This is a genomic window from Caballeronia pedi, from assembly GCF_001544915.2.
GTDB classification, from domain to species: Bacteria; Pseudomonadota; Gammaproteobacteria; order Burkholderiales; family Burkholderiaceae; genus Caballeronia; species Caballeronia pedi.
Map to the genome: position 1 here is coordinate 21,501 of NZ_FCOE02000005.1, position 26,055 is coordinate 47,555.

Annotated in this window: 29 protein-coding genes; 17 read left to right on the top strand and 12 right to left on the bottom strand. The window is 64.1% G+C overall.

The genetic code is table 11. The features are described from left to right. Positions 1-432 precede the first annotated feature (432 nt). A complete protein-coding gene (gene infA, locus AWB80_RS09260; RefSeq protein ID WP_061174359.1) occupies positions 433-699 on the top strand; it encodes a translation initiation factor IF-1 in 267 nt (88 codons plus the stop codon). Positions 700-850: 151 nt separating this feature from the next. Here the strand turns inward: infA and AWB80_RS09265 are convergent, their stop codons facing one another. From AWB80_RS09265 to zwf, 3 genes are read right to left on the bottom strand one after another with little or no spacing between them, the layout of a single operon-like run. Next, positions 851-1,735 (bottom strand): Cof-type HAD-IIB family hydrolase, encoded by an 885-nt coding sequence (locus AWB80_RS09265; protein WP_061174360.1) that lies wholly within the window; start codon positions 1,733-1,735, stop codon positions 851-853. Beyond that, positions 1,735-2,556, bottom strand: coding sequence for an ROK family protein (locus AWB80_RS09270; RefSeq protein ID WP_061174361.1), 822 nt, complete (start codon positions 2,554-2,556; stop codon positions 1,735-1,737). The genes AWB80_RS09265 and AWB80_RS09270 overlap by 1 nt, the downstream gene beginning before the upstream one ends. A 24-nt stretch (positions 2,557-2,580) precedes the next feature. Continuing rightward, positions 2,581-4,146, bottom strand: coding sequence for a glucose-6-phosphate dehydrogenase (zwf, locus tag AWB80_RS09275; RefSeq protein ID WP_061174362.1), 1,566 nt, complete (start codon positions 4,144-4,146; stop codon positions 2,581-2,583). A gap of 207 nt (positions 4,147-4,353) precedes the next feature. On the opposite strand from zwf, the gene AWB80_RS09280 reads away from it, so the two are divergent. The 6 genes from AWB80_RS09280 (at position 4,354) to AWB80_RS09305 (ending at position 8,774) form a co-directional block, all read left to right on the top strand. Further along, a complete protein-coding gene (locus AWB80_RS09280) occupies positions 4,354-5,193 on the top strand; it encodes an arylamine N-acetyltransferase family protein (protein WP_061174363.1) in 840 nt (279 codons plus the stop codon). Positions 5,194-5,220: 27 nt separating this feature from the next. Beyond that, positions 5,221-6,924: a peptidoglycan D,D-transpeptidase FtsI family protein gene (locus tag AWB80_RS09285; RefSeq protein WP_061174364.1), complete on the top strand. Its 1,704-nt coding sequence runs from the start codon at positions 5,221-5,223 to the stop codon at positions 6,922-6,924. Between the two features lie 106 nt (positions 6,925-7,030). Beyond that, positions 7,031-7,396, top strand: coding sequence for a hypothetical protein (locus tag AWB80_RS09290; protein WP_061174365.1), 366 nt, complete (start codon positions 7,031-7,033; stop codon positions 7,394-7,396). A 22-nt stretch (positions 7,397-7,418) separates the two neighbouring features. After that, a complete protein-coding gene (locus AWB80_RS09295; RefSeq protein WP_061174366.1) occupies positions 7,419-7,697 on the top strand; it encodes a hypothetical protein in 279 nt (92 codons plus the stop codon). 285 nt (positions 7,698-7,982) lie between these two features. Then, a complete protein-coding gene (locus AWB80_RS09300; protein ID WP_061174367.1) occupies positions 7,983-8,291 on the top strand; it encodes a hypothetical protein in 309 nt (102 codons plus the stop codon). Between the two features lie 150 nt (positions 8,292-8,441). Beyond that, positions 8,442-8,774 carry a hypothetical protein gene (locus AWB80_RS09305; protein ID WP_061174368.1) on the top strand — a complete coding sequence of 111 codons (333 nt, stop codon included), beginning with the start codon at positions 8,442-8,444 and terminating at the stop codon, positions 8,772-8,774. Between the two features lie 15 nt (positions 8,775-8,789). On the opposite strand, the gene AWB80_RS09310 is transcribed toward AWB80_RS09305, so the two are convergent. Both AWB80_RS09310 and AWB80_RS09315 read right to left on the bottom strand, forming a co-directional pair. Continuing rightward, positions 8,790-9,674, bottom strand: a complete 885-nt coding sequence (locus tag AWB80_RS09310; RefSeq protein WP_061174369.1) for a formate/nitrite transporter family protein — start codon at positions 9,672-9,674, stop codon at positions 8,790-8,792. Between the two features lie 84 nt (positions 9,675-9,758). Beyond that, positions 9,759-10,826 carry a HoxN/HupN/NixA family nickel/cobalt transporter gene (locus AWB80_RS09315; RefSeq protein WP_061174370.1) on the bottom strand — a complete coding sequence of 356 codons (1,068 nt, stop codon included), beginning with the start codon at positions 10,824-10,826 and terminating at the stop codon, positions 9,759-9,761. Between the two features lie 173 nt (positions 10,827-10,999). On the opposite strand from AWB80_RS09315, the gene AWB80_RS09320 reads away from it, so the two are divergent. From AWB80_RS09320 to AWB80_RS09355, 9 genes are all read left to right on the top strand, one after another. Continuing rightward, positions 11,000-12,013, top strand: a complete 1,014-nt coding sequence (locus AWB80_RS09320; protein WP_061174371.1) for a fatty acid desaturase — start codon at positions 11,000-11,002, stop codon at positions 12,011-12,013. Positions 12,014-12,059: 46 nt separating this feature from the next. Next, positions 12,060-12,872 carry a phosphate/phosphite/phosphonate ABC transporter substrate-binding protein gene (locus AWB80_RS09325; RefSeq protein WP_061174372.1) on the top strand — a complete coding sequence of 271 codons (813 nt, stop codon included), beginning with the start codon at positions 12,060-12,062 and terminating at the stop codon, positions 12,870-12,872. 118 nt (positions 12,873-12,990) lie between these two features. Further along, positions 12,991-13,986, top strand: a complete 996-nt coding sequence (locus AWB80_RS09330; protein WP_061174373.1) for an LLM class flavin-dependent oxidoreductase — start codon at positions 12,991-12,993, stop codon at positions 13,984-13,986. Positions 13,987-14,184: 198 nt separating this feature from the next. Then, complete coding sequence (locus AWB80_RS09335; RefSeq protein ID WP_008353523.1) at positions 14,185-14,430, top strand: hypothetical protein; 246 nt, start codon at positions 14,185-14,187, stop codon at positions 14,428-14,430. Positions 14,431-14,873: 443 nt separating this feature from the next. After that, entirely contained in the window at positions 14,874-15,128 is a 255-nt protein-coding gene (locus tag AWB80_RS09340) for a hypothetical protein (protein ID WP_425266837.1), read from the top strand. 518 nt (positions 15,129-15,646) lie between these two features. Next, positions 15,647-16,051 carry a helix-turn-helix domain-containing protein gene (locus AWB80_RS09345; protein WP_061174375.1) on the top strand — a complete coding sequence of 135 codons (405 nt, stop codon included), beginning with the start codon at positions 15,647-15,649 and terminating at the stop codon, positions 16,049-16,051. A 35-nt stretch (positions 16,052-16,086) separates the two neighbouring features. Next, complete coding sequence (locus AWB80_RS09350; RefSeq protein WP_061174376.1) at positions 16,087-16,692, top strand: copper-binding protein; 606 nt, start codon at positions 16,087-16,089, stop codon at positions 16,690-16,692. A gap of 259 nt (positions 16,693-16,951) precedes the next feature. Next, complete coding sequence (locus AWB80_RS45750) at positions 16,952-17,092, top strand: hypothetical protein (protein ID WP_482764097.1); 141 nt, start codon at positions 16,952-16,954, stop codon at positions 17,090-17,092. A 7-nt stretch (positions 17,093-17,099) separates the two neighbouring features. Next, positions 17,100-17,501, top strand: coding sequence for a DUF3592 domain-containing protein (locus AWB80_RS09355; protein WP_087131152.1), 402 nt, complete (start codon positions 17,100-17,102; stop codon positions 17,499-17,501). 745 nt (positions 17,502-18,246) lie between these two features. Here the strand turns inward: AWB80_RS09355 and rhaS are convergent. From rhaS to rhaM, 6 genes are all read right to left on the bottom strand, one after another. Beyond that, the gene (gene rhaS, locus AWB80_RS09360) at positions 18,247-19,260 is read right to left on the bottom strand and encodes a rhamnose ABC transporter substrate-binding protein (protein WP_061174643.1); all 1,014 of its coding nucleotides are present in this window, start codon (positions 19,258-19,260) and stop codon (positions 18,247-18,249) included. Between the two features lie 74 nt (positions 19,261-19,334). After that, a complete protein-coding gene (locus AWB80_RS09365) occupies positions 19,335-20,339 on the bottom strand; it encodes an ABC transporter permease (RefSeq protein WP_061174377.1) in 1,005 nt (334 codons plus the stop codon). After that, on the bottom strand, positions 20,332-21,372 hold the full coding sequence (locus tag AWB80_RS09370) for an ABC transporter permease (protein WP_061174644.1): 1,041 nt from the start codon (positions 21,370-21,372) through the stop codon (positions 20,332-20,334). Before AWB80_RS09370 ends, AWB80_RS09365 begins: the two co-directional genes overlap by 8 nt. Further along, entirely contained in the window at positions 21,372-22,883 is a 1,512-nt protein-coding gene (locus AWB80_RS09375; RefSeq protein ID WP_061174378.1) for a sugar ABC transporter ATP-binding protein, read from the bottom strand. The genes AWB80_RS09370 and AWB80_RS09375 overlap by 1 nt, the downstream gene beginning before the upstream one ends. Before the next feature lie 8 nt (positions 22,884-22,891). Continuing rightward, entirely contained in the window at positions 22,892-23,776 is an 885-nt protein-coding gene (locus tag AWB80_RS09380; RefSeq protein ID WP_061174379.1) for an amidohydrolase family protein, read from the bottom strand. A 30-nt stretch (positions 23,777-23,806) separates the two neighbouring features. Further along, a complete protein-coding gene (gene rhaM / locus AWB80_RS09385; RefSeq protein WP_061174380.1) occupies positions 23,807-24,121 on the bottom strand; it encodes an L-rhamnose mutarotase in 315 nt (104 codons plus the stop codon). A 163-nt stretch (positions 24,122-24,284) separates the two neighbouring features. Between rhaM and AWB80_RS09390 the strand changes: the two genes are divergently transcribed. Beyond that, positions 24,285-25,253, top strand: a complete 969-nt coding sequence (locus AWB80_RS09390) for a LysR family transcriptional regulator (RefSeq protein WP_087131184.1) — start codon at positions 24,285-24,287, stop codon at positions 25,251-25,253. Position 25,254: 1 nt separating this feature from the next. Here AWB80_RS09390 and lra1 read toward each other — a convergent pair whose 3' ends face one another. Next, the gene (lra1, locus tag AWB80_RS09395; protein ID WP_061174381.1) at positions 25,255-26,037 is read right to left on the bottom strand and encodes an L-rhamnose 1-dehydrogenase Lra1; all 783 of its coding nucleotides are present in this window, start codon (positions 26,035-26,037) and stop codon (positions 25,255-25,257) included. Positions 26,038-26,055: the final 18 nt, after the last annotated feature.

Genomic DNA, 26,055 nt, shown 5'->3' on the forward strand with positions numbered 1-26,055 from the left:
TTAGGGCGAAATTAGTTGTCTAATCAATCGATTTGCGCGAGAATAGCGCTTTGGCCTTGCAAAATCGGCCATCGACCGCACATGACGTTAGCACGCCGAGTGCGCTCACTTCCGCAGTTTCAACGCAGAACACGTTTCAACCCGCACGTCGGCCTTGCTGCTCGCCGATGTCGCCGTCCCGGACATGCCGGCCACGGCGCGCCGCAACCGCGGTTCGCCCTGTCTTTCCGGCCTATGCCGTCAAGCTCACAGTGAGCCTGAAAGAGAGACGCGGCGCGCTCGCATCACGTTCAGTCGTGCAGGGCGCGTCAGGCCACGCAATACATCGCCTCTCGTGTAGCGCAGCGACGACGCCTTCGTGCAACGCTGCGCGGCCGCTCTCTGGCGCGAATGCGCGGCGGGACCCACTATCATTCATAACAGGAGCTCCATATGGCGAAAGAAGAACTGATCGAACTCGACGGTATCGTTGACGAAGTGCTTCCCGATAGCCGCTATCGCGTCACGCTGGACAACGGCGTCGTCGTGGGCGCGTACGCCTCGGGCCGCATGCGCAAGAACCACATCCGCATTCTCGCCGGCGATCGCGTCACGCTGGAACTGTCGGTGTATGACCTGACCAAAGGCCGTATCAATTTCCGTCACAAGGACGAGCGTGCAAGCGGCGGTGGCCCGCGCCCGCCGATGCGCCGCCGTTAAGCGCCGCGTAACACCCTGACGTCCTGACCGCAGCAACGAGCGTGAGCCCGATCCGCCGCACGCGCTTCTGAACCTCATCGCGGATCATCCTGCACTTCGACGCGACCGCCTGGCCATTCCGGCTGCGCCGCGCGTCGATGCCCCTCTCTCCTCAAGCCGCGCCGCGCGCCGCCAGCAGCGCATCGATACCGATCGCGAAACCGTCTTCGTCGTTGCTCTTCGAGACCAGGCTCGCGTGACGCTGCACGGTGTCAGACGCCTGTCCCATCGCGATCGACACGCCCGCGATCTCGAACATCGCCATGTCGTTGCCCATGTCGCCGAGCACGGCCACGCGTTCGAGCGGCACGCCCGCGAGCCGCGCGAGTTCGCGCACCGCCGTGCCCTTGTTGGCTTCGAGACTCGTGACATCGAGATAGTAAGTCTGCGAGCGCGCCGCGTGACCGCGCCCTTCCAGTTGCTTCTGCAAGCCGCTTTCGACCCGCGCGAGCAGCGCCGTATCGGCCGTCGAGCCGACGATCTTGTCGACCGCAGCGAGATCGATGTCGTCGAAGCGCGCGACGCGCACGCCTTCATAGCCGACGGTGCGCGTCTCCAGCGGCACGTAGGTCGCGTCGGGATTGGTCAGATACCAGTCATCGTCGATGAACACCCACGCGTCGACGCTCGCGGCGGCCAGCGCTTCGAGCGAGGTCTGCACGACCTCGCGCGGCAGCTTGTGCGACGACAGCACTTCCCACGTGCGCGGCCTGACCAGACTGCCGCCGTTGTACGACGCGTACGGCATATCGACCGAAAGCGCCTCGACGATGTGCCGCATGCCCTTGCCAGGCCGGCTGCTCGCCACCGTGAAGCGCACGCCCGCTTCCCGCAGCCGGCGCACGGCGTCCTTCGCGGGCTCGCCGAGCGCCTTGTCGGTATAGAGCAGCGTGCCGTCGCAATCGGTGACGACGAGTTCCACGTTGGCGAGCGCGTCGAAGGCCGCGGCGCCGTCGCCGGTCGCGCTGTGCAGGCCGTACTTGCCTTGCGCGTTCATCAGTTCGTCTCCTCACGGCGATTGAAGTGCGGCAACTGCCGCGTCTCGCGCACCGAGCGCGGATGCCACAGCCGCGCGCCGCCTTCGATGCCCGCCGCGTTCGACACGATCGCCACGTTGTCCGGCAGCTTGAACTTGATGTGCGCCGCGTTGCCGCCGCCGATCCACAGACGGTCATAGTTCACGAGCGTCGCCAGAATGCCGATGATCTTCTCCACGCGACGGCTCCAGCGCTTCTTGCCCGCCTTCTCGCGCGCCGCGTTGCCGATGTATTCGTCGTAGGTCTTGTCCTTCGCGACCGGATGATGCGCGAGTTCGAGATGCGGCATCAGTTCGCCATCGCGAAAGAGCGCCGTGCCCGCGCCAGTGCCGAGCGTCAACACCATCTCGATGCCGCGTCCTTCGATCGCCGCGAGCCCTTGCATTTCGGCATCGTTAATCATGCGCGCGGGCATGCCGCCCAGACGCGTGGAGATCAGTTGCGCGAGCGGCACGCCGCGCCAGGCCGGCGTGCCGAGATTCGGCGCGGTCAGCACGACGTTCTCGCGCACGACGCCCGGAAAGCCGATGGAAATATGCGTCGGCGGAACGGTGACGATCGGCGTCACCAGCTCGATCAGCGTCTCGACGACCACGTCGGGCTTCGCCGGATGCGGGGTCGCCACGCGCACACGGTCGCTCTTCATCTGGCCGTCCTCGGAAATGATCGCCGCTTTCAGCCCCGTCCCGCCGATATCGATCGCGAGAATGCGCTCGGCCTTGATGGCGAGTTTATCCGCCGTGACATGCGTCTTCTGCTTGGTTCTGGATTCTGTGCTCACGCTCGTTGTCCTGGTTGGATGAGTTCAGTCCTGCTTGCGCGCATCGGTCAGCGCGCGCCACGTGCGGCCGTCCTGCGCCAGCAGCGCATCGGCTTCGTCCGGTCCCGCGCTGCCCGCCGGATAGCCGTGGACGGCGAGCGGGCTGTCCGGATGCAGCACGCGATCCACCGCCGCCCATGCCGTCTCGATGCTGTCCGCGCGCTGAAACAGCGTGGCGTCGCCGAGCATGCAGTCGTACAGCAGCGTCTCATAGCCGACATTCGCGCGCTCCGCGAAGAAGTCGGCGTAGTTGAAGGCCGAGCGCACCTTGCCGATCTGCATCACCGGGCCGGGCACTTTCACGTTGAAATCGAAGGTGGTGCCGTGCGCGGGATCGATGCGCAGCGTGAACACGTTCGGCGTCAGCGCATCGACGGGCGTGTCGCGGAACATCAGGAACGGCACGGCCTTAAGTTGCACCGAAATTTCCGTGCGCCGTTCGGTCAGGCGCTTGCCGGTGCGCAGATAAAACGGCACGCCCGCCCAGCGCCAGTTCTCGACATACGCGCGCGCCGCCGCATACGTTTCGACGCGGCTGTCCTTCGCGACGCCCTCTTCTTCCCGGTAGCCCGGCCCCGCCGGTCCGGCTTCGTACTGGCCGAGCACGACATCGTTCGCCGTCAGCGGGCGGATCGCGTCGAAGACTTCGGCCTTGCGGTCGCGCACGGATTCGGCGTCGAACGAATTGGGCGGCTCCATCGCCACCATGCCGAGCAACTGGAAAAGATGGTTCGGCAGCATGTCGCGAAACGCGCCGGTCTGCTCGTAGAACTTGCCGCGCCCTTCCACGCCGATCGTCTCCGCCGCCGTGATCTGCACGTTGTCGATGTACTCGCGCCGCCAGACAGGTTCGAACATCGCGTTGGCGAAGCGCACGGCGAGAATGCTCTGCACCGTGTCCTTGCCGAGAAAATGGTCGATCCGATACACCTGCGACTCGTCCGCATACTTGAGGATGCAGCCGTTGAGTTCCCGCGCGGACGCGAGATCGGTTCCGAACGGCTTCTCGATGACGAGCCGCCTGAAGTTGCCGTCCTTCTCCTCCAGCATGCCCGCCGCGCCGAGATGCTCGATGATCGGCTGGAAAAAGCGCGCGCCCACCGCGAGGTAGAACATGACGTTGCCGGATTTCGCCTTCGCCAGCCGCGCCTTGAGCCGCGCGAAGGTTTCGTCTTCCTCGAACTCGCCCGGAAAGTATTCCAGCCTGCCGACGACCCAGTTCCACGCGTCTTCGTTCAGTTGCGACAAGTGGAACGTCGCGGCCTTGTCCGCGGCGAACTTGCGCAGCGACTGCGTGAGCTCGTCGCGCCATTCGGAGGTTTCGCGCTCGCCGTGATTGACGCCGATGATTTCCATGCCGTCGTCGAGCAGCTTGTCGGCGGACAGGTTGTAGAGCGACGGCATCAGCAGCCGCTTGGTGAGATCGCCGCCCGCGCCGAAGATCACGAGTGTGCACGGCGGCGCGGGATGCTTGCCGGCGCACGTCGCGCTCGCTGGCTTCGCTTCATTCGATTGGTTCGTTTCGTTCGCTTCGTTCGATTCTTTCGGCATGGCGTATCGCCCCTTGTCAGTTGCGCGTGAATCTGGAAAGACCTTCATCGATGCGGCACAGTTCATTCGGACGATGCTTCTCGGGCACCTGCATCGAAAAACGTATACGTTTTGTAATTTTTAACCTTTCGTGTCGTAAAATATGCGCGCTTGCGTCTGCGCTCGCGCACCCTGCGACATCGAACGAATCAAAGGCCGACACTCCGCATGAACGCACACGACACTTCCATCGACCTTACGGCGTACTTCGAACGCATCGGCTTCGGCGGACCCGCGCGGCCCGCGCCGACGCTCGACACCTTGCGGGCGCTGCATCTGCTGCATCCCCAGGCGATTCCCTTCGAAAACCTCGACGTGCTGCTCGGCCAGCCGGTCAGGCTCGATCTGGCGTCGGTCCAGCAGAAGCTCGTCGCGAGCCGGCGCGGCGGCTATTGCTACGAACACAACCTGCTGTTTCGCAGCGTACTGCAGACGCTGGGTTTTCGCGTGCGCAGCTTCGCGGGCCGCGTCCTGTGGGGCCGCGAAGCATCGGCGGACATGCCGCCGCGCACGCACATGCTGCTGCTCGCGGACCTCGACGAAGGCACCTTCCTCACCGATGTCGGCTTCGGCGGCATGACGCTCTCGGCGCCGCTGCCGCTTCAGACGGGCATCGAGCAGATCACGCCGCACGGCGCGTTCCGCCTGGACGATGCCGGCAGTGAGCCGCCCGCCTTCATCCTGCAGGCGCTCGTGAACGGCGCGTGGACGCCCGTCTATCGCTTCGACCTCGACGCGCAGTATGACGCCGACTACGAAATGGCGAACCATTTCGTGTCCACCTTCCCGCAGTCGGTTTTCGTGCACAACCTGCTTGCCGCGCGTCTTGCGCCGGGCAAACGTTTCGGCCTGTTCAACCGGCGCTTTTCCGCGCACGACGAACACGCCGGCAGCGAGCATCGCGAACTGGAGAGCGTGGCCGAGCTGCGCCGCGTGCTCGAAAGCGAAATCGGCATTCGTCTGCCCGCTAGCGACGGTCTCGACGCCGCGCTCGCACGGCTTCCCTGACCCACCAAGCTTAATCACAAGACCACGATGTTCAAGAAGAAGACGCGCGGCGGCAGCGATTTCCAGACGCATCACCGCAGCACGGTGCTCGTGAACCGGCTGCCCGCATGGCGCTCGCGCTTCGTGCTGATCGGCGTGACGGCGGCCTTTCTGACGCTCGCCGGACGCGCGCTGTGGGTGCAGGTGATCGATCACAAGTTCTACATCGGCGAAGGACAGAAGCGCTATCAGCGCACGCTGGCGCTTTCGGCGACGCGCGGGCGCATCGTCGATCGCAACGGCGCGATGCTCGCCGTGAGTCTCGCCACCTACGAAGTGTGGGCGACGCCGAAGCTCTTCGACGGCGACCACGGCAACGAGATCGCCCGCCTGCTCGACATGCCGCCGAAAGACCTGCAGCGGCGCATCGACGGGAGCCGCGCGTTCGTGTTGCTCAAGCGTCAGGTGGAAGCGGAAACGGCCGAACGCATCGCGCAGATCGGCCGCGCGGGCATCACGCTCGCGCCGGATACGAAGCGCTTTTATCCCGAAGGCGAATCGGCGGCGCACGTGGTCGGCTTCACCAACAACGAGGATCACGGGCAGGAAGGCGTTGAGCTCGCCGCCGATGCGCGCTTGACGGGCGAAGCCGGCCAGCGCGAAGTGATCCGCGACCGGCTCGGGCGCGTGATCTCGCAGATCGGCGAGCCGGCGTTGCCGCAGAACGGCGAGACCATTCAACTGACGATCGACCGGCGCATCCAGCAGCTCGCGCATACGCAGCTGAAGGCGGCGATCGTGAAGCACAAGGCGCGCGCGGGCAGCGTGGTCGTGCTCGATGCGAAGAACGGCGAAGTGCTCGCGCTCGCCAACTATCCGAGCTTCGACCCGAACGATCGCGCGCGGCTCACCGGCGAGCAGTTGCGCAACCGCGCGCTCACCGACACCTTCGAACCCGGCTCGACGATCAAGCCGCTCGTCGCCGCGCTGTCGATCGATCTCGGCAAGGTTCGCCCGGACACGCGCATCGATACAGGGCCGGGCACCTTCAAGCTCGGTCCGAACGTAATTCACGACACCTCGAATCACGGCGTCATCACCGTGGCCGAAGCGGTGCAGATGTCCAGCAACGTCGCGCTGACGAAGCTCGCGCTGCAGCTTCCCGCGCAGACGATCTGGGACAAGTACCGCGAATACGGCATCGGCCGCGCGCCCGAGCTGACCTTCCCGGGCGCCGCAACCGGCCGTCTGCGCTCGCCCGAGCGCTGGAAGCCGATCGAGCAGGCGACCATGGCCTACGGTTACGGCCTGTCGCTCTCGCTCGTGCAGATCGCGCAGATCTACACCGCCTACGCCGGCGACGGGCGCTTTCACCCGGCCACACTGATCCAAGGCGAAACGCGCCGCGACTCGCCGCAGGTGACCAAGCCCGCGACCGCGAAGGCCGTGCGCAGCATGCTCGAACTGGCGACGGGCGACCACGGCACAGGCCACGCGGCGGCGGTCGAAGGCTACCGCGTGGGCGGCAAGACCGGCACGGCGCGCAAGCAGGTCGGGCGCTCGTATGCGGCGAACAAATACCGCGCGTCCTTCGTCGGCATCGCGCCGATGAGCGATCCGCGCGTGATCGTCGCCGTCATGATCGACGAGCCGACGGGCGGCACCTACTACGGCGGCACGGTCGCCGGGCCGGTGTTCTCGGGCATCGTCGGCGCGGCGCTGCCGCTGCTCGGCGTGCCGCCCGACGCGTGATCGCGGGCAGACGGGCGCGGCCCTTGCTGCATCGAACCTGACCGGACCGTAAAGAGCCTGTGCTCTAATGTCGTGTTCGGCACCCAGCGATCAAACGGGATAGACCATGAATAAACTCGCCGCGGCGCTCGCGCTGCCAGTGCTCTTCGCCGCCTGCGCCCAGTTTCACAACGAAGATGCGGGACAGCCCGAAGTCGAAAAGTCGTCGACCGAGAACAAGGTGAACGGCATCGTGCAATGCATCGCCGGCGAAGCGAAGAAGCACGACGCCAAATATCAGCAGACCGCGATTCCGCAAGGCGTGATGCTCGAATTCGGCGATTCGAACGTGATCAAGGTCCGCTACGACAACGGCGAGACCACGTATCGCTTTTATCCGGGCCAGCGTCATCCTTCGAATCTGTGGATCGAGGGCGCGGGCAAGAAATGCGCGCCAGCCGATCCGACGAGCCAGGACGCCCCGCAGAAATAACCCACGCACATCGAAAGCAATCATGCGCTCGACCAAAGCGATCAGCGCCGTCGAACGGCTCAAGACGCGCACCGGCAACGCCAGCTACGCCGCCATCTCGATGCCCGGCGGCTACTTCTATCTCGTCGAACGCTCGGCCGAAGGCGCGAAGAAACTCTCCGAACCGATGCCGATGGACGATTTCGTCGCGTTCGTCAACGCGCGCGAGCCGGGCAAGCCGCGCAAGGTCAGCAAGCTCGATCTCGCGATGGAAGAGCAGATCGGCCGCAGCGGCAAACGCACGTCCGGCGCCGGCCAGTAATCCCTCTCTGCTCCGGCCGCGCCGCCCTTGGCGCGGCGCAATATCGGAAACCCCACAGTCCCCTCACATGAATGTGCGATGACAGACGGAGCCAGCAGGCTCGCGTTGCGTACATTTTTGTTAACGATCGAGTCCGCTGAGACGGGCAACGATCGGTCATCCGAAGAAAAGAGCAAAGGCCACCCGCAACGGTACAAAAAAATGCGCGGGTGAACGGGGTGCCTGAACGGCGCGCATATCCGATGTCGGGGATGGCGCGTCGCATGGCCGAGAGGAAGACCACAGATGAAAAAGAAGAATAGTGAGGCCAAGGGCAGCCTTTTGCCCTCGGCCATGGCTGATGTCGAGCTTCAGCATATCGAGCGCGCGCTCGCGCAGCTTCGCACGATGCACAAACAATCGTCGGGCACGCTCAACGTCGAATACTGGCGCGAGCGTCTCACCGCCGTGATGAAAGGCTATGCGCTCGTGCCCGCGCAGAAGCAGCGCATCGAAGCGCTGCGCATCGCACTCGATACGGTCGACAGCGGCCCCCGCGACGGCTCCGGCAGCCGCAGGAAGTCGACCAACAGGCTTTGGGCGAAAGCGGCCTGACGACCGCTTTCGCCACTCGCGCGTCAGCGCGATCCCTTCGTTCGCGCCCGCGTCTCGCATCGAGCCGGGCGCAACGCCAGTTGTACTTGCGAGTCATGCAGGCACCCTTCCTGCTCGAATGAAAGTCCTTCGATCATGCCGGGAGCCGCCATGTCCATTCATCGTCACGAGCACGCGCGCAGTCCGCGCCGGCCCTGGGGCGCGCTCGCGAATGCGCTCGTCGCCAGCCTCATCGCCACGTTCAGCACGTACGGCGTCGCGCAGATCACCAACGACGGCGGCTCCGGACGCAACGAAGGCCGCCAGTCCGATTCGACATCGCGCGCCGAGCCGTCCGGCGCCACGCTGCACGAATCGCACAAGCCGCAATCGAAGGATGCCGCGAAGGGCCGCGCCGCGACCGCCGGCAAGGGCCATAAGCCCGACGGCAGCGGAGGCTTCGGCGACGGCCTCTACGGCACGGGTGCGGGCAGCAACAAGTGAGGCCGCGCCCGCGGTTCAGTCGTCGCTTTTCTGCGGCAGGCTCATGATCTCCGGCGCGATCGCCGCATGATTGACGATTGCCACCAGCGACACGCCGCCGATCACGTTGCCGATGAAGGTCGGCACGAGGAACACGAGGAAGTAGTCGGAGAGGCTGGCGGCGTCGATCATCACCGCATACGCCGCCTCGACCGATCCTGCGACCACATGCGTGAGCTTGCTCACGGCGACGGTGTAAGTGACGATCAGGATCGTCAGCAGACGCCCCGAGCGCGCGCTCGGCAGCAGCCACACCATCAGCGCGATGAGCCAGCCGGAGAACACCCCGCGCACGACGGTCACGCCGAACTCGGCGGACAGCGGCGTCATCGCGAGTTTGGCGAGCGACTCGCTCACTTCCGGTGAGAACACGCCGCGAATCTGCAGAATGGCCGCGAAGATCGCCGTGCCGACCAGGTTGAAGAACAGCACGATCGCCCAGAGACGCAGCGCCTTCAACAAGGTCGCGACGTCGCGCCGCGTGAGTACGGGCAGCACCGCCGTCAACGTGCTTTCGGTGAAAAGCTGCTGGCGGGCAAGGATCGCGAACACGAAACCGACCGTGTAGCCGAGGCTCGATACCAGCCCGCGCCAGGGCGTTTCGGGCAACGAGCTTTCGAGGATCGACTGGACCAGAAAGGAGAAGCCCATCGAGAGGCCTGCCGCGAGCGCCGACCACATCAGCGCGGCGAAAGTGCGCGCCATGGCGACTTCGCCCTCCTCCCGCACGATTTCATGGATGACGAGCGGATGCGGCGCGGAATGTTCGGCGGCCTGTTCCTGTTCGGCGCTATCGAGGTGCGGAGAATCCGCTCCGGCGGAATTCCCCTTGTCGGGCGCCGCGGTGTGCGGCTCGTTCATGATCGTTCTCCCTGAACGCCGCTCGATTACGGAAGGTGGATGAGCGGCTGGCGCATCCACTAAGCAGGAAGAATGCCAGTGAAGCTACCGGGCGATGGTGCCGTCCAGCGCGTCGTAGCCGCGCCACTTGTAGATGAGCGCGGAAACGAGCCAGCAGGCAGCGAAAATCGCGACGATCCCATAGCCGAGCACGCCGAAATGCTCGGAAAGCGACGCGGCCCAATCCCACAGCCCGCCTTTCAGTTGCAGCCGGTCCGCGATCAGACCGAGCGCCTCGATGCCGCCGACCAGCACCGCGATCAGCACCGACACCAGCGTGATCGTGAGGTTGTAATACAGCTTGCGGATCGGCTTCATGAATGCCCAGCCGTAGGCGCCTGTCATCAGCATGCTGTCGGCGGTGTCGATGAGCGACATGCCCGCCGTGAACAGCACCGGGAACACGAGAATCGACCACACCGGCATGCCGCGCGCCGCTTCCGCCGCCGCGATACCCATCAGGCCGATTTCGGTGGCGGTGTCGAAGCCGAGGCCGAACAGGAAGCCGAGCGGATACATGTGCCAGCTCTTGCCGATCAGCCTGAACAGCGGCCGCGCGAGACGCGCGAGCGGACCGCCGCCGACCGCGAGCATGCCGACGTCCTCGTCGCGGCACGACTCGCCGCGCCGTACGCGCCGGAATGCGCGCCACACGCCGCGCAGCACGAACAGGTTCATCGCCGCGATGGCGAACAGAAAAAGTGCCGACACCGACGTGCCGATGATCCCGCCGATCTCGCGAAATTCGGCGAAACGGCCCTGCACGGCCATTGCCGTCGCGGCGATCAGCGCGGTGGCCGCGACGACGATCGTCGAATGCCCGAGCGAAAAGAAAAAGCCGGCGAAAATCGGCCGCTTGCCTTCCTGCATCAGCTTGCGCGTGACGTTGTCGATGGCGGCGATGTGATCGGCATCGACGGCATGGCGCAGCCCGAGCGAATACGCGAGCAGGGACGTGCCGAGCAGAAGCGGATAGTGCCGGAACGCGATCAGCGCCCACAGCCAGGAGAACACGTTGAAAGCGATCAGCCCGGCGATGAGATGCGCGGATTTGCGCGGCAGTGCGCGGCGCACCGGATTCGACGTGCAGGCGGGCTCGAGCGGTTCGGACATATGCGCGCAAGTGGGGTCGGAGGGAGCAAGGATACCGTGCCGGCCTCCGTAGCCAATATTCGCGCGCCTCGCAATGCTTATAGCGCCGGGCGCGAAATCGATAGCGGGATTCCTTGGTTGGGACGCGCGCACCGCGCCGCTAGGATGGCCCTTCGTCTTTTACGAAGTCCGCCATGCCCCGCTATCTCGACGACGCGCAACGCCAGGAACTCCAGAACGAACGCAACACATGGCGCTGGCGCTGCGAGTGGCCGACCTGGGCGGTCATCGTCGCGGTCTATGGCGGCTGGTTCGGCGTCGCGCTCAACGCGCGCACGCTCGGCCTCGCGCCGACCATCGCGCTGCTCGCGCTGCTGTCGTGCTGGTATATGTCGCTCCAGCACGAACTGATACACGGGCATCCGACGCGCTGGCCGCTCGTCAACATGCTCATCGGGCTCGCCCCGCTCGCCGTGTGGTTTCCGTACGCGGTGTATCGCGAGTCGCATCTGCGTCATCACGACGACGAACATCTGACCGAGCCCGGCCGCGATCCCGAAAGCTATTACGTGACGTCCGCACAGTGGGCGAGCGCGGGCCCCGTATTGCGCGCCGCGCTCGCCGCGCGCAATACGTTCGTCGGGCGCATGCTCATCGGTCCGTGGTTCTCGATCGCGGCGTCGTGGCGCGAGGCGGCGCAGGCTGTTGTCGAGCGGCGCTGGCGCATCGTCGCGAGCTGGGCGGTGCATCTCGCATCGCTCGTGCTGCTCGCAAACTGGCTCGAAGCGAAATGCGGCATTCCGTGGCGCGCGTTCGTGTTCGGCGTCGGTTACGCGTCGCTCGCGCTGGCTTCGGTGCGCTCGTTTCAGGAGCATCGCGCGGCGGGGCACGAGCGCGAACGCACGGTCGTCAACGAAGCCGGGTGGCCGTGGCGTCTGCTTTTTCTGAACAATAACTATCACGCGGTGCATCACGATCTGCCCGGCGTGCCGTGGTTCGCGCTCGGCCAGATCTATGCGCGCCGGCGCGACGCCTATCGCGCGAGCAACGGCGGCTTCGTCGTGCGCGGCTATGGCGAATGGGCGCGCCGCCATGCGTTCGCGCAGGCCGCGCAGCCCGTGCATCCGGCCGCCGCGGGCGAATCGTTCGCTCCGGCTGACCGCAGCCGGAACCCGCGCGGCGGCGATACCGCCAGTCTCGCGGGCTGACGCGGCGCGCTGTACGATTCGGCATCGTCCTTTTTGATCTCTCGCGATGCGCTGGCTCGCCGCCCTGCCGATGTACAACGTCACACCCGCGCTCGCCGCCGACTGGCGCACGCTGCTCGCGCACGTGAACGATCGTCTCGCGGACTGGGTGAACGCGCGCGGTGATACGCTCGAAATCGTCGATCCGGGTCCGGACCTCACCGCGTTCTGGCTGCGTGACGATGTCCTGCTCTCGCAGACCTGCGGCTATCCGCTCGTGCATGCGCTCTCGCAGCGCGTGCGATTGGTCGCCGCGCCCGATTTCGACGTGCCCGGCTGCGAAAGCGGCACGTATCGCAGCGTGATCGTCGCGCGAATGGACGTCGCGGCGCAGTCGATCGAAGGCTGCCGCAGCCTGCGCGCCGCCTATAACGACGACGACTCCAACAGCGGCATGAACCTCTTCCGGCACGCGGTGGCTCCGTTCGCGCAAAGCGGACGGTTTTTCGGCTCGGTGACGAAAACCGGCGCGCACCTCGCGTCGCTGCATGCGCTTGCCGAACAGCGCGCCGACGTCGCCGCGATCGATTGCGTCACGTTCTCGTTCGTGCAAACGCAGCTACCGGAACTCGCGGCGAGCGTACGCGTGATCGGCATGACCGCGAGCGCGGGCGCGCTGCCGTTCATCGCGTCGACACGCGTGCCGCAAGACGCGACCGATACAATTTTTCACGCACTCGCCGATGTACTTCATCACGACGACGCGCTCGCCCGGCGGCTCCGGCTCAAAGGCGTCGTGCGGCGCACCCCGGCGGACTACGCGCCGATCCTCGACTACGAACGCGACGCCATCGCGCGGGGTTATCCGCAGCTTGCCTGAGCGAAATCGAGCCAGCCCGATCCGGCAGATTTCCGGGAGTTTCGGCACAATCGGTTTTTTCAGCGCGTGAACCGCGACGCGCACGCAGCGCGAGCGGCCACGCTATCGGAACGCCGCAATGATCCCCTTCTCGCTACTCGACCTTTCCCCGGTTCCGCTCGGCTCGACGCCGGCCGCCGCCTTCGCCCATTCGCTCGATCTCGCCCGGCACGCCGAGCGCTGGGGTTATCAGCGCTACTGGCTCGCCGAGCATCACAACATGACGGGCATCGCCAGTGCGGCGACGGCCGTCGTGATCGGCCATATCGCGGCGGGCACCAGCACGATCCGCGTCGGCTCGGGCGGCATCATGCTGCCGAATCACGCGCCGCTCGTGATCGCGGAGCAGTTCGGCACGCTCGCCTCGCTGTTTCCGGGCCGGATCGATCTCGGCCTCGGACGCGCGCCCGGCACCGATCAGACCACGGCCCGCGCGCTGCGCCGGGACCTGCACGGCAGCGCCGAATCCTTTCCCGACGATGTCGTCGAGCTGCAGCGCTATTTCGCCGATCCCGTCGAAGGCCAGCGCGTGCGCGCGGTGCCCGGCGCGGGCCTCCATGTGCCGATCTGGCTGCTCGGCTCATCGCTCTTTTCCGCGCAGCTTGCGGCGGCGCTCGGGCTGCCGTTCGCGTTCGCGTCCCATTTCGCGCCGGATTATCTGCTGAGCGCGCTGGAGGTGTATCGCGCGCAGTTCCGTCCGTCGGCGACGCTGAAAAAACCCTACGCGATGGTCGGCGTCAATGTCTTCGCCGCCGATACCGCCGACGAAGCGCACTTTCTCTTCACGTCGCTGCAGCAGCAATTCATCAATCTGCGCCGCGGCACGCCCGGCCAGTTGCCGCCGCCGGTCGAATCGATCCCGTGGAACGACGCCGAACGCGCGGGCGTCGAGCACTCGCTCGCGTGCTCCGTCGTCGGCGCGCCCGCCGATGTCGAAGCCGGACTGCGCTCGGTGATCGCCCAGACCCAGGCCGATGAACTCATCGTCACGGCGCAGATCTTCGACCACCGGGCGCGCCTGCGTTCGTTCGAGATCGCGAGCCAGGCCCGCGACGCGATCGGCGGCGGTGTCTGAAAGGCCTTGCGCTGGACGCGCGCGCTTTTGACAGGCAATAATGAGATAACCGGAGGGCGGCGCAGGCCGCGGCGCCCTCCGCGTCCGCCTCATTCGCCAAACCTGACTCCCATGTAGCGCGCCCGAATTTCGTGCACGCGGGTGAACGGCGCGGCGAAACAACAACAATGACGTCGCAAGACGGGAGGAAGAATGTCGATGCCGAGAAGCGCCGCCACCGGCGCCATGACGCTCCTGACGGAATACGACGATGCCAGTGGACAGGAAGTCCGTTCGCTGCGCCTCGAACCCGCGGCGGATGGCAAAGCCGTACTGCTGATTGAAATCGACGAGCGCAAACCCGGCATTCACCGTGAAGTGCGTTATGAGATTACGCCCGCGGAACTGATTGCCGCCATTCGCGCGCACGGTGCGGAATTACCGGGAGAACAACATAGTCGTTAAAACGTTTTAACAGTTGCCATAAGCAGCATACAATAGAGACAGCGAGGTTCGGCCGCCATGCTGCATTGGCGGCCGTGGCCTGGTCCCGGTTCGCGGCTCCCCGACGTGACTCTCCGCGTGCATCCTTGGTGCGCGTCCGTCACTACGAGGACCGGCCGGGCGAACGTTCGCATTTGGGGCAAAGCAGGCATTAAAAGACGAAGGCGCTGGACAGTTAATAGTCGTGCGGTAAATACACTAATTGACGCGAGGCAAGCGCTGCGTCACGCTTCATAAAACACCTAAATTCAATTGATCGAACCGCTCCGGTCCGCGCGGGGTATCGGTTCGCCCTTTGAAAATCACAAAGCTGAATCAGGAAAGCCGTGGACGAAAGAAAGCGAGACAGCATCATTGCGTATTTGCGTAGCCGAATGGCTGAGTTCGGCATTACGGAGAGAGCGTTGGCCGAAGCATTGGCCGAAGCGCCGCCGGTGGTAGCACCACCGCCGTCCTTCACCAGGACCAACGGGGCTCATGGCGCGTCGAAGACCAAGCGGCCGATGCCGCAATTGCCGTTAGTGCCGCAATCGGCCGCCGGCGCAGCGCCGATATTCCGCAACGCCAGTGGCGACACGTGGGACGGCCTCGGCGACATGCCCGAGTGGCTCAAGCGCGCGGTGCACGCCGGACAGGACATCGAGTTCTATCGGGTCTGAGACGCCGTTGCCGGTGCGCCGGGCCAGCCGGCGGATCGCCATTGGCGCGCGAATACCTTGTCGTTCATGCTCGCGCGTCTGCGCGGGGGCGAGTCGCGCGCGTCGAAACGGACGCGTGCGGCATTGCGCGCCGCGTATCGCTTCGGGCCTCGCCATCCGCGCTTTCGCTGCTTTAAGGCAGCGTTCATAGGCAATTCACCGCGATTAATCAAGATCAAAAAATTTTCGCCGATGGTCGCCCATCGAGCCCGAAAACGTTTATTGATACTTCCCTGTAAGTCGGCTCGCACAGAAAGCCGCGCATCGACCAGACCTCAAGCCCGCCCGATCAAGTCCCGCCGTCTCCATTCGACAAGGGGGCATGCATGAACGCACACGGACGCCGCAACGTTGCACCCATCGCCCACGCACATCGACCGGCACACGGACGAGGACCGGACGCCGGTTCGGGTTCGCGAAGCCGCGCCTGACGCGCCGGGCGAATCGCACGCATTCCGAACGATCGAGCGGCGCACGCCATGCTTTCCCGCCCCGATACACTGCCGAGCGTCGTGCGACGCATGACGGCTGGCCGCATGCTGCTGGAGGGCGTGCCGGTCGAAACGGTCGCCGAGCAGTTGCATCTGTCCGTGCAGACCGTACGGCGCTACAAGGCGCTCGTCTCCGAAGGCGGTCTCGACGCCCTCGCGAAGATGGGTGTCGGCGGGCGCGCGTCGGTGCTCGATCGCGAGGCGCTCGACTGGATCGCCGCCGCGTTGCAGGGATCAGCGCGCGCGCACGGCTTCGAGAGCGACACGTGGACCAACGCGCGCCTGCGCGAGGTGATCGAGAGGCGCTACGGCGTGCGTTACTCGCGCGTCTATATCTGGCAGATCGCGACCAATCTCGGGCTCGGTCATCTGCTTTCGAAATCGCGTCGATGAGGACGCGGCCATCATCAATACAAAGGAGACAACCCATGATTTTTTCGACCAGCAAGCGGGTGCATCGCTCGATCAGCGTCGTGGCGACGTGCGCGGCGCTGTCAGTCGGTGCAATCGGCAGCGCGCGGGCTCAGGATGCCGCGTCGGCGCCGATGGCGCGCGGCGCGGCGGCCATCGCGGAAATCCAGGCGCGCGTGGTGGGCATCGATCCGGTGACCAACAGCGTGTCGCTGCAGGGGCCGCAGGGGCGTGTCGCCGAAGTGGCGGTCAATCCGGAAATCGGCGATGTCAAAAAGCTGCAGCTCGGCGATATCGTCAACATCCAGTATCGCGGCGCGCTGCTCCTGCGTGCGACGAAGGTCAAGTCGGACGGCATACGGCAGCGCATCGATACCGAAGTGGCGATCCCGGCGTCGGGCGGCGTGATGGCGCAGGCGCGCGTCGTCGAGGTGATCGCGACGATCGAGCGCGTCGATGCGAAGAACCGTCGCGTGACCTTGCGCGGGCCGAGCCGAACGGTGACGCTGGATGTCGCGCCGGATGTGCCGCTCGCGGGACTGAAGGCAGGCGATACAGTGCACGCGCAGTTCGAGTCGGCGACGGCGGTGCAGGTGTTGAGGGCGGGGCAGGCGGTGAAGTGACGGGGGTGGTGTCCACGGTTTTGTGGACACGCTTGCGAGGTCCGCCGACGCGAGGGCGTCGAAGCTTGTTTTTGCTCAGTGCCTCGATCCCTGTGATCGAGGTACGGTTCAAGCTCGTTTCACGAATCCATAGAAGGTTGTCAAATTTTGCACGTCATCTTCGAACATCAGCCATTTTTTGCGAAACTAATTTCGCATTTCTAACTAACTTTGCCGAAAAGCAGTTACGGGAAACGAAATGTCAAACATCTGGTTGAAGATGCCGGGCCTCACTGGCGATTCGATGGACCTCGGCCACGAAGGGGAAACCGACGTATTGAGTTATCGATGGGGCCTGTCAAAGAGCCAGCGAAACGCGACGTGTTATTCGTGGCGAAAGGTTTTTTTGGAAAGGATATGAAGCAGGTATGACTAAAAAAAGATTCGATCTCGCGTCCTTGGGGGCGGGCGTGTTTTTTCTCGTCGTTCAACTTCCCCTGCTTGTTCCCGAGGTGGCTTGGTATAGACATTCGACGCTTACAGCAGGCGTAGTGGTTGGACTGAACGCAGGAGGCAAACACCCTCAGATCGAGTTCACGGCGCGCAGTGGAGAACGTATCTCGGTTCCGGCAAGTAGCTTCTTTCACTTTACTCAAGTGGGAGAGCAGGTCCTCGTTCGCTACGACACGCGTTCGCCGGCTCAAGCTCGAATTAATGGTGTAGTCAACATATGGGGAGGCTTCATCGTTTTTACAGCGGTAGCTTTCGCATCCATTATCCGTGGACTCTTTCGAACATATCGAAACATTAAGACGAAGAATAAAGAATGAGCACATTGAATCGAAGCGAATGGTCCTACCAAAAATCATCAAGCGCAAACGTTAGCCTAGCCCGGTTGCTCGTGTCGGGAGGTATGTTTGTCCTCAAAGATCCTCAGAATAATCTGCACCGATTTTCGTATAAAGGATTTGGAGCCAGTCTTGGCGACACCAAGCTTTTGCCGAAAGGGTTTCGGCTCCCTGAAATTCCATTACCCAGGAGCGCCTTGAAGAATGGAAGCTTTTCTGCCGGAGGTGCGACACCGCGATTTGACGGCAGCGGCGCCATATTTTATTGAGGGAATAGCGAACCTAAGCCCGAAGATTTCGAGGGTTTCACGCTGTATGCCGAAGCAAGCATTGGCGTCCTTGTCGCAGGAGGTGCTTCACTGTTCATGACGGGCATGCGCGAAGAAATACTTGTTCCCTTTTTGTTTGCGCCTGCAATCTTCTCAAACTATCTTTTCACCAATTCGGCACCGATTGTACTTCTGTACGGCGTTAGCGAAGGTTTGATTGACAGTTTAGGTCGAGGGCTTATGTTCGGAAAAATATCGTACAACGGAGTCTATGACGGATAGCAAACTCCCTTGCCAGTCGTGAGCATCCGCGGTCCCAGGTAACGGACCTCAGACCACGGACCGCGCCATGAACACGAGAATAAGAGCGTCAACTTTCGCGCCGACGGAATTCCAAAGAACGAAACGCCCCTCAAGGCGTTTCGTTCTTCTCTCAGATTCTCACCGGACCCACCACCTCAAAAATTAAAGTTATCGATATTCGCCGAATCAAAAGTCGTCGGCGGCCCGAGAATGACTTCCCCGCTTTTCCCCACCGTCCGCTTGCCCAGTTTCCCCGCATCGAACGAATCGCCTTCCTTGCCCGTGATCGTGCCCGACGCGAGATTGGCCGCCGCGAACGCCGCGAGATAACCCAACTGACCCGGGTCCCACAACTGGAACGCCTTGACAGTACCGTTCTTCACGAACGCGCGCATCTGATTCGGCGTGCCGAGGCCCGTCACCACGACCTTGCCCTTCGCCGGCGAACTCGAGATATAGCGCGCCGCCGCCGCGATCCCGACCGATGTCGGCGCGACGATGCCCTTCAGGTTCGGATACGCCTGCAACAAGCCCTGCGTCTCGACGAACGACTTCTGATCATCGTCATTGCCGTAGGCGATCTTCACGAGCTTCATCTTCGAATACTCGGGCTTCTTCAGTTCCTCCAGCATCCATTTGATCCACGTGTTCTGATTGGTCGCGTTGGGCGTCGCCGAGAGAATCGCGAACTCGCCCTCGCCGCCGATCAGCTTCGACAACAACTGAATCTGCCCGCGCCCGATCGCCTCGGAATCGGCCTGATTCACGAAGATCTGCCGGCCATCCGGCGCCGTATCGGAGTCGAAGGTCACGACCTTGATGCCCTGCGACATCGCCTTCTTCAGATATGGCACGACCGCGTTCGCATCGTTGGCCGCGATCACGATCGCGTTCTGCCGCTGCGTGATGAGCGTGTTGATATAACTCACCTGCGACGACGCGCCCGCGTCCGACGGCCCCACGACCTTGCCGTCGCCCTTCATCTCCTTGATGGCGGCCATGCCGCCGTCGTCGGCGATCACCTCGTAGGGGTTGTTGATCTGCTTCGGCAGAAAGGCGATTTTCAGGCCGCTCTTGATGTCGGCGGCACTTGCGGAGAGCGCGACGGTGGCGGCGAGAAAGGCCGCCGCCAGCGCCGGGCCGCGCAGGAATCGAATGGGCTTGTTCATGTCGTAAAAGTCTCCTGTCATTGCGCATGAGTGCGCTGATTTGCAACGAATACCCGCAACGGACGCCAACTGGATCAAAGCGCCTGCGCCATCAGACGCTTTTCGCGCGCCGCCCGCCAGCGCGCGACGAGATTCGGAATCAACACCGACGAGAGCAGCAGCGCGCCCGTCACGATCGTGAGCGTTTCGCTCGATACGTCCGCGAGCGTCAGCGCATTGCGCAGCACGCCGATGATCACGAGCGACAGCAGCACGCCGATCATCGAGCCGCGCCCGCCGAAGATGCTCACGCCGCCGAACAGCACCGCCGCGATCACGGAAAGCTCGAAGCCCTCGCCGTTGTCGCCGCGCGCGCTCGTGAAGCGCAGCGTATAGACGATGCCCGCGAGCGCGGCCATCGCACCCGACATCATGAAGAGCTTCAGCTTCGTCTTCGCGACATCGATGCCCGAGAACTGCGCGGCGACCGGATTCGCGCCGATCGCAAAAAGGCTGCGCCCGAAAGGCGTCGCCTGCAACAGCACGGTGAAGATGATGGCGCCCGCAATCACCAGGACGAAGGGCATCGGCAGGAAGGTATTCGCGATCGTGTCGATGCCGAAGGCCGTGTACGACGCCGGAAAATCCGCGATCGCCTGATCGCCGAGCAGCACGTACGCGAGACCGCGAAAGAGCGCGAGCGTGCCGATCGTCACCGCGAGCGACGGCAGATTGAAGCGCACGATCACGAGGCCGTTGAGCAAGCCCGCGAGCGTGCCGAACAGAAGCACGAGGACGATCACGAGCGGCATCGGCAGGCCCATGTGCCACAGCACGCCCATCAGCGCGCTGGATGCCCCCAGCACCGACGCCACCGACAGATCGATCTCCGCCGCGACGATCACGAGCGTCATCGGCAGCGCGATCAGCGCGATCTCCGTGAAATCCGCGAGCATGTTCGACATATTCGCCGCCGACAAGAACAGCGGCGACAGCACGCGCCCCGCGACCAGCGAGACGACCAGCACGAGCGCGAGCATCGCTTCCCATTGCAGGTGGCGGCGTTTGGTGGTGGCGAGTGCGGAATCGGGTTTAGCCATGATCGCGTTTCCTCATCATGCGGCGCGCGACGGAACGCGCGAGCAACGTATCGAGCGCGATCGCCGCAACGATCAGCGCCCCTTGAATCGCCTGCTGCCAGAACGGCGACACGCGCAACACCACCAGGGCAATGTTGATGACGCCGAGCACGAGCGCGCCGAGCGTCGCACCCGCGATCGTGCCGACGCCGCCCGTGATCGCGACGCTGCCGACCACCGCCGCCGCGACCACCTGCAATTCGATGCCCTTCGCCGTGCTGGCGTCGACGGTGCCGAAGCGCGCGAGCCACAGCACGCCCGCGAGCCCCGCGATCGCGCCCGAGAGCAGAAAGCCGATCATCACGCGCCGGTCCACGCGGATGCCCGCGAGCCGCGCGGCCTCGGGATTCGAACCGATCGCATAATGCTCGCGCCCGCCGCGATACTGCTTCAGATACACCGACAACGCGATCAGCACCACCAGCGCGATCAACACGAGATTCGGCACGCCGAAGAGCGAGCCCGTCGCGATGGAGGCGAACGCATCGGGCAGACTCGTCGCGTTGATCTGGCCGCCGTGAACCCACGCGTAATCCGCGCCGCGCACGATATACAGCGTCGATAACGTGGCGACGAGCGAAGGCACGCGCCCGAACGTGACGAGCGCGCCGTTCACCGCGCCGATCGCGAGGCCAACGCCGATGCCCGCGAGCATCGCGACGAGCACCGGCATCTGCGGGAACATCACGAAGAGGCTGCCGACCGCATACGCCGACACGCCGACCACCGACGCGACGGACAGATCGATATGCCGCATCAGCATCACGATCGTCATGCCCGCCGTCAGCAGGCCGATGATCGACACGTTGAGCAGCACGTCGCGCAGGTTCTGCAGATTGAGGAAGTCCGGCTTGACCGCCGCCGTCGCGCCGATCAACACGAGCAGCACGATGAAGAGCGTCAGCTCGCGGCTCTTCGCGATCGAGACCGCGAGGCTTTCGCGTTTCGTTTCGGCAGGCGGCATCGCGGGTAGCGTGGGAGAGTGTCGTGTCATCATGCTGCGCGCCCTAGTGTTTGCGCAGACGCGCCCAGAGCTGCGCTCATCACACGTTCTTCGTTCGCATCGGCGCGGGCGATATCCGCGCTGAAGCGGCCTTCATGCATCACGAGCACGCGGTCCGCCATGCCGAGCACTTCGGGCAATTCGCTCGATATCATCAGCACCGCCATGCCCTCCTTCACGAGTTCCGCCAGCGTCCGATACACCTCCGCTTTCGCGCCCACGTCGATGCCGCGCGTCGGCTCGTCGATGATGAGCACCTTCGGATTCGTCGCGAGCCATTTGCCGAGCACGACCTTCTGCTGATTGCCGCCCGACAGCGTGCCGACGGGCGCGTCGAGATCGCCGGCCTTGAGGCGCAGACGCTTGCCCCAGTCGGCTGCGAGCGCCGATTCGCTCTTCGCCGTGATGAGTCCGTGCCGCATCAGCCGTCCGAGCACGGTCAGCGACGCATTGCGCGCGATACTCAGCTCCAGCGCGAGCCCTTGCGCGCGACGATCTTCCGGCACGAGCGCGAGGCCCGCGCGCACGGCGGCCGCCGGATGTCCCAGCGCGAGCTTTTTGCCCGCGATCTTCACTTCGCCGCCATCGACCGGATCGATACCGAAGATCGCGCGCGCGACCTCGCTTCTTCCCGCGCCGACCAGTCCGGCCAGCGCGACGATCTCGCCCGCCCGCACATCGAACGAGACGTTCCTGAACACGCCTTCGCGCGTGAGATTGCGCACCGAAAGACGCACGTCGCCGGGCGTCACGTCGGCTTTCGGATAGAACGTATCGAGATCGCGGCCGACCATCTTGCTCACGATCGCATCGATGTTCATGTCTTGCGTGAGCGCGTCGTAGACCTTCATGCCGTCGCGCATGATCGTCATGCGCTGGGTCAGCGCGAACACTTCATCGAGACGATGCGTGATGAAAAGAATCGCGACATCGCGCTCGCGCAAGGCGCGCACGATCGCGAAAAGCCGTTCCACTTCGGGCAGCGAGAGCGCTGCGGTCGGCTCGTCCATGATGAGCACGTTCGCATCGAGCGACAGCGCCTTGGCGATCTCGACAACCTGCTGATCCGCGATCGACAGTCCGCGCACGAGCCGTTGCGCGCGCAGATTCACGCCGAGCGACGACAGCAGCGCATCGACCTCGCGATGCATCTCGTCGTAGCGAATGCGGCCGAGGCGATCGCGCGGCTGCCGCCCCATATAGATGTTCTCCGCGATGGAAAGATCGGCGAAGAGCGTCGGCTCCTGATAGATCACGGCGATGCCCGCATCGCGCGCTTCGGCGGGATTCGCGAAGCGGCGCGCGACGCCATCGACGAGCAGCTCGCCCGCATCGGGCTGATAGACGCCCGCGAGCAGTTTCACGAGCGTCGACTTGCCCGCGCCGTTTTCGCCGAGCAACGCATGCACTTCGCCGGGAAAGAGTTGCAAACTGCCGTCGCCGAGCGCGCGCACGCGGCCGAACGATTTGCTTGCATGCCTGAGTTCGAGTCTTGGCGTCATGTTTCCCTCTAGATCCGATAGATACGTTCGGCGTTGCGCACGAACAGCGCGTCCTTCTCGCTCTCGCTCGCATCGCCGACGATCTGCGCGTAGGCGTTCCAGATCGCCGTGTACGAACCGAACAGGCGGTCCACCGGAAAGTTCGATGCGAACATCGCGCGGTCGCTGCCGAACGTATCGATGGTCTCGTGCACGTAAGGACGCAGGCTCTCGACGGTCCACGCGTGATCGAACATGGCGAAGCCGCTCAGCTTCACCGCGACGTTCGGGCAGGCGGCCAGCATCCGGATGCCGTTACGCCACGCGCGATAGCCCTGTGTCGAATTGCGGTCCACGAACATGCCCGCGTGATTGACGATGAATTGCGTATCCGCATGCTCGCGCGCGAGTTGCGCGGCCTCTTCCATCTGCGACGGATACAGTTGCAGATCGAACGACATGCCGAAGCGCCGCAGCAAGTCGAAATGCCTGCGCCATTGCGGCTCGCGCATGAAATGCCGTCCGACGTAGTCGTAGAGTTTGTTCTCATGCACGTTGAGAATCTGGCGGATGCCGCGCGTATTGGCGAACGCCGCGTGAGCTTCGAGCACTTGCTCTGCGTTATCCGCCGACAAGTCCGCGCCCGCGACGATACCGTTCGGCATGCCATCCGTATCCGCGATCGATTGCAGCCAGCGCGTCTCCTCGACAGGATCGGCGGGATCGTGGTTCGCATCGACATGCACGATCTTGAGTATTTCGATATCCTGTGCATCTCGCAGCAGATCCGCGAGCAGATAGTCGTGTTTCAAGTCACGCGCATCGCCGACGAACGACGTCTGCGGATTCGCGAGCCAGGGATAATGATGCGTGGACAACTCCCACAGATGAATATGCGGATCGACGACCTGCATGTTGCTTTCCTCGCGAGAGAGGCGAACGTTTCAGGGAAGATGAAACACCGGCACGAGCGGCACCGCGACAGGTGAATTGTCCGCGTGTGTCTCCATCAGCTCGGCCATGGTGTCCCACCACTTGCGCATGATGGGCAAGGTCGCCAGTGCATGCGTGGTATGCGTGTCGGTACGCTGCTGGATGGCGAACAGATGTCCGGTCGATTCGTCGAGAAAGATCCGGTAATCGCGGATGCCCGCGGCGCTCAACGCGTCGGCCAGTTCCGGCCAGATCTCGCGATGACGCTTCTCGTATTCCTCACGCATGCCCGGCTTCAGGGTCATGCGAAATGCCACTGTCTCCATGGCGGGCCGCCTTGTTTTGATTGGTGAATCCCTGTGTTCAGGACTCGTTGTGCTGCGACTATAATTCGCCGACCGATAACACGACAATCCGATTGCAGGATTGGCCGATCGCAAAAACGTATCGCTGCGCCGTATCATCGCGCGGTTCAAGGCGAGCTGTCGAATGAATCAGAACGTGTCCCAAAGTGTGTCGCCCGGCATTTCGACCAGTGCGCTGGTCAATCGGCTGAAGTTCAAGCATCTGGCGCTGCTCGTCGCGCTCGATGACGCGCGCAACCTCCATCAGGCCGCCGAGACGATCAACGTCGCGCAGCCGAGCGCGAGCCGCATGCTCGCGGATATCGAGGAGGCGTTCGGCTTTCTGCTGTTCGAGCGCAACGCGCGCGGCATGCAGCCGACGCCGCTCGGCACCGCCGCGCTGGCGTACGCGCGCCGCTCGCTCGCGGACCTGACGCGCTTCGCCGACGATCTCGACGCCAAGCGCCGTGGCGGGCACGGCCAGTTGACAGTGGGCGCGATCATGGGCGCGGCGCCCGACGTGCTCGCGATGGCCGTCACCGAACTGAAATCCGAGCGGCCGCTCCTGAACGTGCGCATCCTCGGCGAAACGAGTGATCAGGTCGTGCAGTTGCTGCATCGCCGCGAAGTCGATCTCGCGCTCGGGCGGCTGACCACGCCTTTGCAGCACAACGATTTCGACTTCGAGCCGCTCGCGCGCGAAGCGATGCGGCTCGTCGTGCGCGCGGGGCATCCGCTCGCCGGAAAGACCGAACTCGCGCTGGACACGCTGGTCGGCTGGCCGTGGATTCTGCAGCCGATCGCGAGCCCCGCGCGCGGCCTGTTCGAAGACGAACTCGCGCGCGCCGGACTGACGACGCCGGCGGATATCGTCGAATGTGCGTCGATCTTCGCGACGCTGCAATTGCTGCAGAACAGCGAAGCTGTCGCGATGCTGCCGGAGTCGGTGGTGCGCGACTATCTGCGGGCGCAGTTGCTGATCGAACTGCCGATCGAAATCGGCAAGAGCCTCTCAGGTTTCGGGCTGTTGCGTCGAAAGTTAGAAACCTTGAGCGAACCGGCCGAATACTTCATCGCGTTGCTGCGCAAGTACTCGGCCGTGTCACCTCACTAATTCACTGAAGATTGACGAACAGGCCGCCGTCCACAAGCAAAGAAGCGCCCGTCACATAGCGCGCGCGGTCCGAAGCGAGAAAGACGACGCATTGCGCGACGTCATCGGGTGCGCCGAGACGCCCGAGCGGAATGCGCTTTTCCATGTAGGCGCGCTTGTCCGTATCGGAAAGGTCATCGGCGTTGAGATCGGTCGCGATGGTGCCCGGCATCACCGAGTTGCAGCGGATGCCATATGGTCCGAGCGCGATCGCGCACGATTGCATCAGCGAATGGACGCCCGCCTTGGTCGGCGTGTAATGCGTCTGCATGCCGCCGCCGACGAGCGCGCTGATCGAACTCGTCGCGACGATCGCGCCGCCCGTGCCTTGCGCCTTCATCTGGTTCGCGGCGGCCTGCGTCACGTAGAACGCGCCATTCAGGTTCACCGCGACCGTGGTCTCGTAGACAGAAGCGGGCATGTCGAGGAACGCGTGAAACGGGCAGATGCCTGCGTTGCTCGACAGCACGTCGACGTGGCCGAACGCATCAACCGTGCGCGCGATGAGTTCGATGCCCGTGTCGCGCTCGGCCACGTTGCCTTCGACGGCGATCGCGCGCCGCCCGAGCGCTTCGATCTCGGCGACGATCGACTCCACCGCCGATGCCTTGCCGTACGACTTGTCGTTGTCGCCCCAGTAATTGATGGCGACATCCGCGCCTTCACGCGCGCTTGCCAGCGCGATCGCCCGGCCGATGCCACGCGATCCGCCCGTCACCACGACGACCTTGTTCTGCAAAAGCATGTGTGTCTCCCCTGTGTC